The organism is Neoroseomonas eburnea, from assembly GCF_018129005.1.
GTDB classification, from domain to species: Bacteria; Pseudomonadota; Alphaproteobacteria; order Acetobacterales; family Acetobacteraceae; genus Neoroseomonas; species Neoroseomonas eburnea.
Genome location: NZ_JAAEDL010000026.1, coordinates 65,907 through 78,696, shown reverse-complemented (window position 1 = coordinate 78,696; position 12,790 = coordinate 65,907). Strand labels below are relative to the sequence as shown.

Here is a 12,790-nt window from a genome sequence, read left to right as displayed (position 1 = left end):
TGGCGGATGGCTCCCGTTCGCTGACTGCTGACAGCCGCCAGCTTGGCACCAAGATGCCGGTAGGGGGCCATCCACCCCAACAATTCCGCGCCGCCGCATCTTGCTTGGCTCGTGTGCGGCACAGCGCGAATGGTCCGTCACACGCAGGGGATGCCCTGCAGCAACAGACGGAGACCACGATGACCGACCGCGAAGCCCGCGCTGCCCGCAACCAGGAACGCAGCCTGGCCGCCTTCCTCGCGAAGAAGGCCCAATTCGACGCCCTCCTCGCGGAACTCACCCAGGCCAGCGCGGACCATTTCGGCGCGGACCCCGAGACGGTGCTTTGGGGCGAAGCAGCCTGGCTTTCGGATGCCACCGCGAAGCTGAAGGACATCGCGGACCAGCACTTCCGCCGCGGCGAATACGACCTCTGATGGGAACCCGACGCGGGCCGCCCCCGCACCGCCCCGACCGGCGACGCCGGCGGGGCTCCCGGCAGTAGGGGCCGATGGTCGGCACCCGGAACCGGAGACCACCACGATGACCAAGCTTTCCGACACCCAGCGCGTGATCCTCAGCGCCGCCGCGCAGCACGAGATGGGGCTGGCCCGCGCGCCGAAGACCCTGCCGGCCGCGGCCCGCAACACGGTGTTCCGCAGCCTGATCAAGAACAACCTGCTCACCGAGATCAACGCGCCGCGGGAGCATGTTGGCCTTGGCTGGCGCCAGGACGAGGATGGGACCTGGATCGTGGCGCGCGTCACGGACGAGGGGCTGCGTGCCATCGGCATCGACCCGAATGAGGGCGACGCGGTGGCCGGCGAGCCCGACTGCTCCGGCATCGAGGGCAGCGTGCCCGACACGGCGCCCACGGTGGCGCCGGCCGCGGAGCCCGCCACACAGGACGCCGCGGTCGCCGAAGGCGCCCAGGTCGCGCCCCTGGCGGAGGAAATCGCCCTGCTCGACCAAGCCCTGGCGGCGCGCGCCGCCACGCCGCGCACCAGCCTGCGCGACACCGCCGCGGCGATCCTCGCTGCCTGGGACGACGAGGCGAACCGCGAGGGCGACATGATCGGCGCCCTGGACGCGCCGATGGAAGCCCTGCGCACCCTGCTCGCCGGCAAGCCCGCCCGCATCGCCCGCGAGCCCGGCGCGCCGCGCAAGCCGCGCGAGGGCACGAAGCAGGAGCAGGTCCTGGCCATGCTGCGCCGCCCCGAGGGGGCGACGGTCGCGCAGATCGCCGAGGCGACCGGCTGGGCGCAGCACACGGTCCGCGGCTTCTTCGCCGGCCTGAAGAAGAAGGGCCATGCGGTCGAGGTGCTGGAGCGCATCCGCCAGGTCGGCCCGAACAGGGAGGGCGCCCGCGGCTCCTACACGGTCTACCACCTGTCGGCCTGACAGCCGCGCCGGCCACGTCGAGGGCCTGCTGCCTCAGGGTAGCGGGCCCTTGCCTGTTGTGAGCATCACGCGCGGCGGGAGGTCGCCGCCATGCCGGAACTGACCGCCTCGACGCGCGAGGCCGCCCGTCGCCTTGGCGTCAGCGACACCGCCATCCACAAGGCCGAACGGGCGGGCCGCATCGCCCGCGAGCCGGACGGCCAGTGGGACATCGACAAGACCCGCCGCCGCCTGACCGAGACCGCCGATCCTGTCCGCTCGCCCCTGGCCAGTGGCGCCGGCGCGGAGGGCACGCCCTTCGCCCGGCTGAAGGTCGCGCAGCTCGCGCTGAAGGTGGAGGCGCAGCGCCTCTCGCTGGATGAGACCAAGCGCCGCCTGGTCGATGTCACCGAGGCCAATGCCGCGCTCGACGAGATCGGCAGCACCATGCGCGACGCGCTGCTGAACTGGCCCGCCCGCGTCTCTGGCCTGATCGCCGCCGAGCTGGGCGTCGATCCGCACCTGCTGCAGACCATCCTGCAGAGCCACATCAACGACCTGCTGACGGAGGCGGCCGATCGCTTCGATCCCGCAGGCCTCGGAGGGGATCGGTCCCCGGACGCGTAGCCATGTCCGGCATCGTGTCGGCGCCATGCTGCGTCCGCCGCCGCAGCTCACCGTCTCGGCATGGGCCGAGCGCCATCGCATGCTCGGCAGCCGCGCCTCGGCGGAACCCGGCCCCTGGCGCACCAGCCGCACGCCGTACCTCAAGGATGTGATGGACGCGCTGTCGGCGGTGCATCCCGCTCGGCGCGTCGTCTTCATGAAGGGCGCCCAGGTCGGCGCCACGGAAAGCGGCAACAATTGGCTCGGCTACATCATGCACCATGTGCCAGCACCGGCACTGGCGGTGCAGCCGACCGTGGAACTGGCCAAGCGCTTCTCGCGCCAGCGCATCGACCCGCTGCTGGAGGAAACGCCCGCGCTGCGGGAGCGGGTTGCCCCGGCGCGGGCTCGCGACAGCGGCAACACGATGCTGTCGAAGGAATTCCCCGGCGGCATCCTGGTGCTGACCGGGGCCAACAGCGCAGTCGGGCTGCGCTCGATGACGGCGCGGTTCCTGTTCCTCGACGAGGTGGACGCCTATCCCGGCGACGTCGCCGGCGAGGGCGACCCCATTGCCCTGGCCGAGGCCCGCGCCCGAACATTCGGCTGGCGGCGCAAAGCCTTCCTGGTCAGCACGCCGACCATCGCCGGCCGCAGCCGCATCGAGCGGGAGTATCTCGCCTCCGACCAGCGGCGGTTCTTCGTGCCGTGCCCCGAATGCGGGGAGATGCAGTGGCTGCGATTCGAGCGGCTGCTCTGGGAGAAGGGCGCGCCGGAGACGGCGCGGTATCACTGCTGCGCCTGCGATCACCCGATGCAGGAGCACGACAAGACCGCCATGCTGGGCGGCGGCGAGTGGCGCCCCACCGCAGAATCCGCCGATCCGCACACCATCGGCTTCCACATCTCGGCGCTGTACTCGCCGGTCGGCTGGCTGTCCTGGGCGCAGATCGCCCGCGAGTGGGAGGCGGCGCAGGGCAAGCCCGAGGACATCAAGACCTTCAAGAACACGGTGCTGGGCGAGACCTGGCAGGAGCAGGGCGAGGCGCCGGATTGGGAGCGACTGGTCGAGCGGCGCGAGGACTTTGCCATGGGTGTGGTGCCCACGGGCGCACTGGTGCTCACCGCCGGCGTGGACGTGCAGGACGATCGCCTGGAATGCGACGTCTGGGGCTGGGCGGAGGGCTTCTCGTCCTGGTTGGTCGATCACGTCGTGATCCAGGGCAGCCCGCGGGATCGCGAGCCCTGGGACGAACTCGCCAAACTGCTGGCACGCGATTGGCCGCGCCATGGTGGTGGCGCCATGCGCATCGCCCGGCTCTGCGTCGACACCGGCGGCCGGGACACCGCCGCCGTCTATGGCCATCTCCGCCGCCTGCGGGATCCACGCATCGCGCCGACCAAGGGCATCGACGGCTGGAACCGCGCGCAGCCGGTCCAGGGCCCGACGCCAGTGGACGCGCTGGTCAATGGCCAGAAGCTGCGGCGGGGCCTGAAGCTGTGGACGGTGTCGGTCTCCACATGGAAAGCAGATCTCTATCGCCGGCTCTGGCTCGGCCGCGGCGACGCGGAGGAACTGCCACCCGGATGGGTGCACCTGCCGCAGGGCATCGAGGCTGAGTGGATCAAGCAGCTGGTCGCCGAGCAGCTGCGCACGACGAAGGACCGCCGCGGCTTCGCGCGGCAGGAATGGGCGAAGCTCAGGGAACGGAACGAAGCGCTGGACTGCGCCGTGCTCGCCCGCGCCGCCCTCTGGCTGCTCGGTGCCGACCGCTATGGCGAGCGCTTCTGGCAGCAGCTGCGGGACCAGATCGCCGATGCCCCGCTGCGGCGGAACGAGCTTCCCGCCGCCGGGAGTGTCGCTCACCCATCGCCGCCACCGCGGGCCGAACCGGCGACGGCCGCAACTGCACCCACCGCCCATCGCCCGCGCGGCTGGCTCGCGCCACGCAACGGCTGGCTGCGCTAGGAGGCGGGACCGTCCGTCACTGCGGCGCGGTCATCAGTTCGAGCACGTGGCCGTCGGGATCCTTGAAGTAGACGCCTCGTCCACCGTTCCAGTCGTTCAGCTTGCCGTCCGCGAGGCTGTGCGGGCCGCTGCCGAAGGCGAGCTCGGCCGCCTTCACGCGCTGCAGGATGGCGTCGAACTCGGTGTCGCTGACGTGGAAAGCGTAGTGCTCGCTACGGATCGGCCCTGCCGCGTCGGCGAAGTCGAGCGTCAGCGTGTCGTTGACCCGCACCGGCGCGAAATGACCGCCGGCATCGTCGAACGGAAGGCCGAAGATATCCGCGAAGAACCGAGCGGCCGCCACCTTGTCGCGGGCCGGCACGATGGTGTGGTTGAGGGTGATCGTCATCGGGCGTCCTCCTGTACGGCGGCATCTGGGGTGCGGCCACGGCCGGCGCCAGCGCAGCCCCGCGGCGAGGCCCGGCGCCGCGGGGCGCCTTTACGCAGCAGAGGGAGACTGCACCATGGGACCCGTCGTGCTCGTCCGCGCCACGGTCGCGGCGGGCGAGGCGCTCAGCACGCCCATCGCCAGCGTCGGCTATGGCATCTGCCTGCTGCTGCTGCCCGCCGCCTGGACCGACGCCCCGCTCACCCTACAGGGCTCGCTCGACGAGGGCGAACCCACGTCCTGGGCCGACCTCTACGACCATCTCGGCAACGAGGTGGTGCTGACGGTCGCCGCTGGCCGGGCGCTCACCCTGCCGCCGACCCTGCTGCTCGGCTGGCGCTGGCTGCGCCTGCGCTCCGGCCTCGCCGCCGCGCCGGTGAACCAGGCGGCGGAGCGGCTGCTCACCCTCGGCATCCGGCCCTTCGCATGACCGCGCTATTCCAGCACTACCTGCCGCCGGCACCGACGATGCTGCCCTACGTGTCGGGCCGGTTCTATGCCTCGCAGCATGCGCGCGCCGTGGGTGGCGCCGTCGCGATGACGGCGAACCGGCTGTATTGCGTCCCCTACATGCTTGCGCGGCCCGGGCTGTTCTCGGCCATGGCCGTCAGCGTGACCACCGGTGCTGCGGGCCTGCTGCGCATGGCTTTGGCTGCTAACGATGGAACGGGGCATCCCGGACGCCTCATCGAGGAGCCGGCAGTGGACGCCGACACCACCTCCGCCGGCAACGCGCTCTGTCCCTTCGCGCAGCCGCGCTGGATCCCGACCGGGATCTGGTGGCTGCTGCTGTGCTTCTCGGCGGCGCCCTCGGTGCGCGGCACCAGTACGCAGGCCTTCAGCGGCGGCAACACGCTGCTGCTGGGCTCGGCCGCCGCGGATGGCGGCGCCGGCGGTGGCACCACCGGAAGCGAGAATGGGTTCTTCGCGGCGCTGACCCACCAGGCCGGTTTGCCGATCATGCCGAACCCGCCCGTCGGGCTGTCCTATCTCGTCAACGCGGCGGCGCCGCTGCCGACGCTGCGGGCGGCCTGATGGATCCCAATGTCCTCGCCTGGGCGCTGGCCCAGCCTACCGGCGGCCGAGCTTCGGTGCTGGCCGCGGCCTACACCGGTGGCACGACGCGCGTGACCTTCGATGGCCGCACCGTGGAGTATCGCAGCCTCGACGAGCTCGGCCGGGCACTGGCGGTGCTCCGCGGTGCCGAGATGGCCGCGGCGAGGAGGCCCTCGGTGACCGTGGCGAGCTTCAGCCGCGACGGCGGTCGGTGATCGGCGGCCGGCACATCAGTCCATCGGCGCGATCAGCCGCACGGGGGGAAAATAGGTGCGATACCTGCGGACATCGCGGGTCAGCAGCGGCAGCTGCGCCACCGCGGCATGCGCCCCGATAAAGAAATCCGGCAGCACGCCCGTGCGGGTGCCGCCGCCGGCGCGGTAGCGCTGGAACACCTTACCCGCCAGGAACAGCGCCTCGCGCGAGATGGGGGCGGTCTCCACCTGAGCGATGGCGAGGACCTCGTTGACCTCCTCCATGCGCAGGAAGCCCACCGAGAGTTCGGCATAGACCACATCGTTGATCAGCACCGGCCCGCGCACCGCCGCGGCCTCAAGCTGGCGCTGCGACCATTCCGCCCAGTCCGCATTGTCGGTGACCAGGTCGAGCAGGACATTGGTATCGACGAGGGTCACCTCACTCCTCGCCGCGCGTGAGCGCCATGATTTCCTCTGTGGTCATGCCGGCGCTGGCCCGGCCGCGCAGCTTCGCGAAACGGCTCGGCGGGCGCGTGGCCGGGCCGTGGCGGCCAGCCTTGTTGAGAACGACACGGCCGTCCTCGGCGACCTCGAAGGTGACGGCGCTGCCCGGCTTGATACCCAGCAGGTCGCGGACCTCCTTGGGGATGGTGACCTGACCCTTGGTCGTGACCGTCGTGGCCATGGGGTGCTCCTGTAATACCGCAATCTTCTCGAGTCTTACTTAAGGCCTCGTGCGGGCGGCTTCCAGTGGAGATCGCGGGATGATGGAACGCCTGCGTGCAGCCTGGCAGGTGCTGCGTGGCTACGCTGCCGCGCAGGACCATCGCGCCTCCGCCTGGGCGCCCTCCGGCGGCAGCGCCAATGCCGAGATCGGCGTGGCGGCGGCCACCGTGGCGCGGCGGGCCCGCGATGCCGTCCGCAACGATCCCTATGCCAGCCGCATCGTCGACCTGTGGACCGGCAATGCCATCGGCGCCGGCATCACCACGCGATGGCCCGACGATGCCCACAGCCGTGCCTGGCAGCGTTGGGCGGAAAGCACCGCTTGCGACGCCGAGGGCCGGCTCGACCTCTACGGGCTGCAAGCGCTGGTGATGCGGGCGGTGGTCGAGAGCGGTGAGTGCTTCGTCCGCTTCCTCATGGTGGCACCATCGCCCGCCAACCCGATCGGCCTCAGGCTGCAGGTGCTGGAGTGCGACCACCTCGACGCGAGCCGCAACGGCATGGTCGACGGCGCCCCGACCATCCAGGGCATCGCCCTCGGCGAGGCCGGCGCGCCGATCGGCTACTGGCTGCACCGCGTGCATCCCGGCGCTGCCTGGATCCTACCGGGGGCGACCTGGCAGAGCAGCCAGCGCATCCCGGCCAGCGACGTGCTGCACGTCTACCGCAAGCGCCGGCCCGGCCAGTTGCGCGACGTCTCCTGGCTCGCCCCGGTGCTGCTGCGCCTGCGTGACCTCGGCGACTACGAGGCGGCGCTGCTGATGAAGGCCAAGATCGAGGCCTGCCTAGCCGCGGTGGTCACGGAGGAAGGCGACGAGGCCCTCACCGGTGCCGCCGCCGGCCTGCTGCGCGACGCCCAGGGGCGGACGGTCGAGAGCTTCGAGCCCGGCATGATCCTGTATCGCCGCGGCATGGGCAGCGTGGAGGTGGTGAACCCGAGTGGGGGCGGCAGTCACGCCGCCTTTGCCCGCCGCGCTCTTGAGGCGGCCGCGGTGGGCGCCGGGCTGACCTACGACCAGGTTTCGGGCGACCTGACCCAGGCGAACTACTCCTCCCTCCGCGCCGGCAAGATCGAGTTCCGCCGGCTCTGCGAGCAGGTGCAGTACGGCATGCTGATCCCGATGCTGGTCCGCCCGATCGCCAAGCGCTTCCATCAGCAGGGCGCGCTGCTCGGGCTGTGGGGGGCGGACATGCCGGACGGCGTGAGCCACGTCCCGCCTGCCCATGAGATGATCGATCCGCTCAAGGACACCACCGCCCTGATCGCCCAGGTGCGTGCCGGCTTCGTGCCGCAACCCGAGGCTGCTGGCGCCTTCGGCTACGACTTCCGGGCCGCGGTGGAGATGATCCGCGAGGCGAATGCGCTGCTCGACGACGCTGGCCTCGCGCTCGACACCGACCCGCGCCGGGTCGCGAAGTCCGGCGCGGCGCAGGACGCCGCGCAGATGGCCGCCGTCGAAATCGCCGCCACCGGCGCTGCGGCCCCGCCGCGCGAGACCCCAGTAGAGGGCTGACCATGACGGACATCATCGAACCGGGCGGGGGCGACCCCGCGCCGGAGCCTGCTGCTGCGCCGGATCGACGTCCCGCCGCCGGGCAGTTGATCCTGGCGCAGCGCGCCATCACCGCGCCTGCCACCGTCGACCGTGCCGCCCGCACCGTCGAGGTGGTGTGGAGCACCGGCGCCCGCGCCCGCAACTTCGTCCCGGCCCTCGGTCTGATCACCGAGGAGCTGGAGATGTCGCCGAACGCCGTGCGCATGGAGGCGCTGCGCTCCGGCCGCGCCCCGGTGCTCGACACCCACCGCCGCGGCGGCGCGCGCGACGTGCTCGGCCGCGTCACCGCCGCCCGCCTCGAGCGCGGCCGCGGCTACGCCACGCTGCAGTTCAGCACCGCCGCGGACGTCGAGCCGGTCTGGCAGCGCATCGCCGACGGCACGCTGCGCGCGGTCAGCGTCGGCTATCGCGTGCATCGCTACCAGCCGCGGCCGGACGCCGCCACCGGCGAGACCGTCCACCGTGCGGTGGATTGGGAGCCCTTCGAGATCTCCGTCGTGCCGGTCCCGGTGGATCGGGATGCGGCGGTGCGCGCGCAGGGGGAACAGGGCCTCCCCGCGCCGGCGATCGAACCTGCCCTGCCTGACGAGGATCCACCCATGCCCGAGACGACGCCGGAAGCCCCGGCCGCGCCGGCGCCGTCCGCGCCGCTCACCCCGCCCCAGGAGACCACCGTGACCACCAGCCCCGCACCGGCCGTCGCGTCCGCGCCTGCCACGCCACCCGAGCCGAACCGCGCTGCGCCGCCCGATCTCGACGCGGTCCGTGCCGAGGCGCAGCGCGCCGAGCGTGAGCGCATCGCCGGCATCGACGCCGCGGTCGAGGCGGCCCGCGCCCTGCTGCCGGCGGACCGCATCACCCCGATCCGTGCCGAGGCCATCGCCCAGGGTTGGACCGGCGACCAGGCCCGCCGCGCCTTGTTCGATGCCCTCGTCGCGCACGGCCCGCGTCCTTCCATCCCCGCCCGCCCCGAAACCGGCCCGAGCCACGACGACCCGGCGCAGATCCTCGACGCCATGGCCGAGGCGCTCGCCGCCCGCGCCATGCCCGGCTACCGGCCGCAGGGGGAGAATGGTCGCTCCGGCCGTCACGCCGAGTTCATGGGCTGGCGGCCCTCCGACATGATCGGCGAGCTGCTGCGCGCCCGCGGCGAGCGGAGCGTGCCGCGCAATCCGACCCTGCTCGCCGAGCGGGCCTTCCATACCAGTTCCGACTTCCCGCTGCTGCTGGCCGCGGCGGCCAACAAGATGCTGCTCGCCGCCTATCAGCCGGCGCAGCCGACCTATCGGCAGATCTTCCTCCGGCGCGACTTCCGGGACTTCAAGCCGCACCGGCACCTGCGCATCGGTGACTTTCCGACCCTGCTGCCGCTTGCCGAGAACGGCGAGATCCAGGTCGGCACCATGTCCGAGAGCCAGGAGATCGTGCTGCTGCAGACCTTCGCGCGGCGCATCCGCGTCACGCGGCCGATGCTGGTCAATGACGACCTCGGCGCCTTCACCGACTTCGCCGCGGCGATTGGCCGCCGCGTCGCCGAGTTCGAGAACGCCACCGCCTACCAGTTGGTGAACAGCGCCAATGGCGACGGCCCGACGCTGACCACCGGCAGCGCACCGGTGTTCGCCACCGGCGCCGCGCGGGCCAACAAGGCCAGCACCGGCACCGTGCTCGACACCTCTACCATCGGCGCCGGTCGCACCGCCATCATGAAGCAGCGTACGCTCGACGGCCTGCCGATCTCGATGGGTCAGACCATGCGGTTGCTGGTCGGGCCGAACCTCGAGCTCGCCGCCCGCCAGGCGACGGTGGTCGTGCAGGCGAGCGAGATCGGCAAGGCGAACGTCTTTGCCGGCTTCGTGCAGCCGGTGATCGAGCCGTTGATCCAGGCGAACCGCTGGTACCTGTTCTCCGACCCGGTCGCGGCACCCGTCTATGTCTACGGCTACCTCAACGGGGCGGAGGGGCCGCAGGTCACCACCGGGCCGGTGCAGGGCGCCGACGGCGTCGAGGTCAGCGTGATCTTCGACTTCGGCGTCGGCGCCATCGACTGGCGCGGCGCCTGGTTCAACCCGGGCACCTGATCCCGGCCGCTCTCCTCTCAGTCTGGACCCATGCAGAGGCCGCCCTCCGGGGCGGCTTCTGCGTTTCAGGAGACCTCTTCATGCGCAACTGCATCCGTCCCGACGCACGCTCCATCCCGATGGTGGTGCCCTATGCCGGCGGGATCCTCTCCGGCCAGGGCATGCTGGTCGGCGCCTTCTTCGGGGTGGTGGCGTCCGACGCCGCGCAGAACGCCAGCGTCGACTGCGAGACCCGCGGCGAGTTCGAACTGACCAAGGAGCCCGCGCTCGCCATCAGCCAGGGTGCGCGGGTGTTCTGGGACAACACCAACCGCCGCATCACCACCACCGCCACCGGCAACTTCCAGGTCGGCCTCTGCACCGTCGCCGCACTCGCCGCCGACGCCGCGGTGCGGGTGATGCTGGCCCGTGTCCCGGCGAGCGGCGCATGAGCCGAATCGATCCCAAGGCCACGCGGGGCTATCGCAACCGCAATCCGGGCAACATCGAGCATGTCCCCGTCAACAAGTGGCAGGGTCTCGCCGATCCACCCTCGGACGGGCGCTTCTGCCGGTTCGTGAGCCACGAGCATGGCATCCGCGCCCTGGCGGCCCTGCTCACCACCTATCAGGATCGCCACGGCTTGCGGACGGTGCGCGGCATCATCGGCCGCTGGGCACCGCCCGGGGAGAACGACACCGGCGCCTATGTCTCGGCGGTGGCACGGCACATGGGCGTCGGCGCCGAGGAGCCGGTCGACCTGCACCGGCACGATCAACTCCGTCCCATGGTCGAGGCGATTATCGCCCATGAATGCGCCGGGCTGGCGTATCCGGCCGCCGTCATCGACCGCGCCCTGACGATGGCCGGCGTGCCGCCGCCTGCGCCGGAGACGCTGCGGCAGGTCGCCACCACCACCGGCACGGGCCGTGGCGCGGTGGCGGTCGGCGCGGCTGGCATGGCGACCGTCGCCGCCCAGGCCGCGCCCGCCATCCAGGCGCTCGGCAGCCTGGCGCCGATGGTCGCCGTCGCGGTGATCCTCGCCGCCATCCTTGCCGTCCTCCTTTGGCGCCTTCGGCGGCCGGCATGACCGCGCTGCTCGCTGCCCTGTGGTCCCGCATCGGCGGTTGGGTGGTGGCGATCCTCGCGGGCGGCGGCGCGGTGCTCGCCTTGCTGGCCATGGGCCGGCGGCAGGGTCGCGCGGATGTCGAACGCCAGGCGGCGCAGGACAGCCTCGAGGCCAAGGAGAGAGCCGATGCGGCATCTGCCGAGTATCGCGCTGATGGCGCTGCTGGGCGCCTGCGCTCCGGCCGGTTCTGAGCCGGCCTGCTTTGCGCTGGTGCCGTATGACGCCCGCAGCCAACAACGGGCGGCGGAGGAACTGGCCGCGCTGCAAGACGGATCGGTGCTGGCGCGCATGATCGACGACTATGGCGATCTGCGCGCCCGCATCCGTGGGGCCTGCGGACGATGAGCGCCTTCACCGACGCCATGGCGGCGCTGGTCGCCGATCCAAACCTCGGGGCGGACGCCGTCTATCGCCAGGGCGGTACGGGCGCACCAGTGAGTATTCGAGTCTTGCGGTCGTCGCCCGATCGCGTGGCGGATGCCTTCGGCACCGAGATCCTCTCCGCGACCGACATGCTCTCGGTCGCCATCGCTGTCCTGCCCGACCTCGCCGCCGGCGACAGCTTCGCCCTTGGCTCCGACCTTCTCACCGTCACCCACGCCGAGCGCGACGCCTCCGGCACCGCCTGGCGCGTCCTCTGCCAGCGATAGGAGCCTCTATGCCGCAGAACGCCCTCACCCTGCTGGAGATCCTGCGCGACCTGCTGCTCGGCGCCGCGGCGGGCCTGGCCGGTGGCTTCGTGCGCTGGAACAATCCCGAGCGCCGGCGGTTTGGCTGGTGCCTGGCCTGGGAGGTGCCCTCCGCCGCGCTGGTCGGCAGCGCCGGCTATGCCCTCGGTGGCTTCCTCGAGTTCAACGAATACGGCCGGTTCCTCTTCGCCTTCGTGTTCGGCTACCTCGGCCAAGCCGCGCTGCACGACCTCGCCGTCGCCATCATCCGCCACCGCACTGGCCTGCCGCCCGGCGGCGGCGCGCCGTGAGGCTCAGCGCCCGCATCGTCGGCGACCTGCGGCAGGTGCTCGCCGCCGAGGTCCGGGCCGGCGAGCGGGCGGCGATGACGGCGATCCGCGCCGAAACCGAGCAGGTCAAGCAGGAGCTGCGGCGGCAGGTGACCAGCAGCTTCGGCGGCAACGCGCGTGGCATCGCCAATGCCTGGCGGTCCCAGGTGTTTCCGCGCTCGGGACAGTCGCTGCGTCCTGCCGGGCTGGTCTGGACCAAGGTGCCGAACGTCATCGACGCCTTCGAGCGCGGCGCGCTGATCCGCGCCAAGGGTGGCCGGAAGTTCCTCGCCATCCCGACCGGCTTCAATGCGGCGCGGGGGCGCCGCGGCCGCGGCGAGAAGGGGATGCGGGTCACGCCGGCGCAGATGGTCGCCTCGGGGCAGAGCTTCCTGCGGCCGTTCCAGTCCGGCCGTGGCTTCGTGTGGTGCCTGCCGTTGCGCCAGGGTGAGCAGACCGGCCAGCGCCGCCGCACCCGGCTGATCGCCGGCGGCCTCACCGAGATCGGCACCGGCAACCGCAAGGGCCGCGAGGCCTGGGCGCGCGGCATGCTCCAGCGCGGCATGCTACCGATGTTCCTGCTGCTGCCGCAGGTGAAGCTGGCCAAGCGGCTGGACGTGAAGGGTGCCGCCGAACGCGGGCTGCGCCGGCTGCCGGGACGGTTCGTCGCTGCCTGGGAGCGCGAGAGCGGGAGGGTGGCGCCGTGAG

19 protein-coding genes are annotated in these 12,790 nt (G+C 72.0%); 16 read left to right on the top strand and 3 right to left on the bottom strand.

Annotation, left to right across the window (positions count from 1 at the left end):
* The 4 genes from GXW74_RS28120 to GXW74_RS21565 form a co-directional block, all read left to right on the top strand.
* Positions 1-416 (top strand): hypothetical protein (locus GXW74_RS28120; RefSeq protein ID WP_246523827.1); only part of this gene is annotated, 416 nt, incomplete at its 5' end.
* Between the two features lie 106 nt (positions 417-522).
* Entirely contained in the window at positions 523-1,380 is an 858-nt protein-coding gene (locus GXW74_RS28115) for a DUF3489 domain-containing protein (RefSeq protein WP_246523825.1), read from the top strand.
* Between the two features lie 90 nt (positions 1,381-1,470).
* Positions 1,471-1,986 (top strand): MerR family transcriptional regulator, encoded by a 516-nt coding sequence (locus tag GXW74_RS21570; protein ID WP_211848626.1) that lies wholly within the window; start codon positions 1,471-1,473, stop codon positions 1,984-1,986.
* 25 nt (positions 1,987-2,011) lie between these two features.
* Positions 2,012-3,934: a phage terminase large subunit family protein gene (locus tag GXW74_RS21565; RefSeq protein WP_211848625.1), complete on the top strand. Its 1,923-nt coding sequence runs from the start codon at positions 2,012-2,014 to the stop codon at positions 3,932-3,934.
* Positions 3,935-3,950: 16 nt separating this feature from the next.
* Here GXW74_RS21565 and GXW74_RS21560 read toward each other — a convergent pair whose 3' ends face one another.
* Positions 3,951-4,322: a VOC family protein gene (locus GXW74_RS21560; RefSeq protein ID WP_211848624.1), complete on the bottom strand. Its 372-nt coding sequence runs from the start codon at positions 4,320-4,322 to the stop codon at positions 3,951-3,953.
* Positions 4,323-4,437: 115 nt separating this feature from the next.
* On the opposite strand from GXW74_RS21560, the gene GXW74_RS21555 reads away from it, so the two are divergent.
* Genes GXW74_RS21555 through GXW74_RS21545 form a run of 3 tightly spaced genes read left to right on the top strand, consistent with a single transcriptional unit; the run spans position 4,438 to position 5,632 of the window.
* A complete protein-coding gene (locus tag GXW74_RS21555) occupies positions 4,438-4,791 on the top strand; it encodes a hypothetical protein (RefSeq protein ID WP_211848623.1) in 354 nt (117 codons plus the stop codon).
* Positions 4,788-5,396, top strand: coding sequence for a hypothetical protein (locus GXW74_RS21550; RefSeq protein ID WP_211848622.1), 609 nt, complete (start codon positions 4,788-4,790; stop codon positions 5,394-5,396). Before GXW74_RS21555 ends, GXW74_RS21550 begins: the two co-directional genes overlap by 4 nt.
* Positions 5,396-5,632, top strand: a complete 237-nt coding sequence (locus tag GXW74_RS21545) for a phage head-tail joining protein (RefSeq protein WP_211848621.1) — start codon at positions 5,396-5,398, stop codon at positions 5,630-5,632. Before GXW74_RS21550 ends, GXW74_RS21545 begins: the two co-directional genes overlap by 1 nt.
* Positions 5,633-5,647: 15 nt before the next feature.
* Here the strand turns inward: GXW74_RS21545 and GXW74_RS21540 are convergent, their stop codons facing one another.
* Together GXW74_RS21540 and GXW74_RS21535 are read right to left on the bottom strand one after the other, a co-directional pair.
* Positions 5,648-6,052 (bottom strand): type II toxin-antitoxin system VapC family toxin, encoded by a 405-nt coding sequence (locus GXW74_RS21540; protein ID WP_211848620.1) that lies wholly within the window; start codon positions 6,050-6,052, stop codon positions 5,648-5,650.
* Position 6,053: 1 nt separating this feature from the next.
* Positions 6,054-6,299 carry an AbrB/MazE/SpoVT family DNA-binding domain-containing protein gene (locus GXW74_RS21535; RefSeq protein ID WP_211848619.1) on the bottom strand — a complete coding sequence of 82 codons (246 nt, stop codon included), beginning with the start codon at positions 6,297-6,299 and terminating at the stop codon, positions 6,054-6,056.
* Positions 6,300-6,378: 79 nt separating this feature from the next.
* On the opposite strand from GXW74_RS21535, the gene GXW74_RS21530 reads away from it, so the two are divergent.
* The 9 genes from GXW74_RS21530 to GXW74_RS21490 all read left to right on the top strand — a co-directional run bounded on the left by GXW74_RS21530 (position 6,379) and on the right by GXW74_RS21490 (position 12,789).
* On the top strand, positions 6,379-7,854 hold the full coding sequence (locus GXW74_RS21530; RefSeq protein ID WP_246523823.1) for a phage portal protein: 1,476 nt from the start codon (positions 6,379-6,381) through the stop codon (positions 7,852-7,854).
* Positions 7,855-7,856: 2 nt separating this feature from the next.
* The gene (locus tag GXW74_RS21525) at positions 7,857-9,977 is read left to right on the top strand and encodes a prohead protease/major capsid protein fusion protein (protein WP_211848618.1); all 2,121 of its coding nucleotides are present in this window, start codon (positions 7,857-7,859) and stop codon (positions 9,975-9,977) included.
* A gap of 80 nt (positions 9,978-10,057) precedes the next feature.
* Complete coding sequence (locus GXW74_RS21520) at positions 10,058-10,408, top strand: DUF2190 family protein (protein WP_211848617.1); 351 nt, start codon at positions 10,058-10,060, stop codon at positions 10,406-10,408.
* Positions 10,405-11,046, top strand: a complete 642-nt coding sequence (locus GXW74_RS21515; RefSeq protein ID WP_211848616.1) for a structural protein — start codon at positions 10,405-10,407, stop codon at positions 11,044-11,046. Before GXW74_RS21520 ends, GXW74_RS21515 begins: the two co-directional genes overlap by 4 nt.
* Complete coding sequence (locus tag GXW74_RS21510) at positions 11,043-11,276, top strand: hypothetical protein (protein WP_211848615.1); 234 nt, start codon at positions 11,043-11,045, stop codon at positions 11,274-11,276. Before GXW74_RS21515 ends, GXW74_RS21510 begins: the two co-directional genes overlap by 4 nt.
* Positions 11,239-11,430 (top strand): hypothetical protein, encoded by a 192-nt coding sequence (locus GXW74_RS21505; protein ID WP_211848614.1) that lies wholly within the window; start codon positions 11,239-11,241, stop codon positions 11,428-11,430. The genes GXW74_RS21510 and GXW74_RS21505 overlap by 38 nt, the downstream gene beginning before the upstream one ends.
* A complete protein-coding gene (locus GXW74_RS21500) occupies positions 11,427-11,735 on the top strand; it encodes a head-tail joining protein (protein WP_211848613.1) in 309 nt (102 codons plus the stop codon). Before GXW74_RS21505 ends, GXW74_RS21500 begins: the two co-directional genes overlap by 4 nt.
* An 8-nt stretch (positions 11,736-11,743) precedes the next feature.
* A complete protein-coding gene (locus GXW74_RS21495) occupies positions 11,744-12,064 on the top strand; it encodes a phage holin family protein (RefSeq protein ID WP_211848612.1) in 321 nt (106 codons plus the stop codon).
* Positions 12,061-12,789 carry a DUF6441 family protein gene (locus GXW74_RS21490; protein ID WP_211848611.1) on the top strand — a complete coding sequence of 243 codons (729 nt, stop codon included), beginning with the start codon at positions 12,061-12,063 and terminating at the stop codon, positions 12,787-12,789. The genes GXW74_RS21495 and GXW74_RS21490 overlap by 4 nt, the downstream gene beginning before the upstream one ends.
* Position 12,790: the final 1 nt, after the last annotated feature.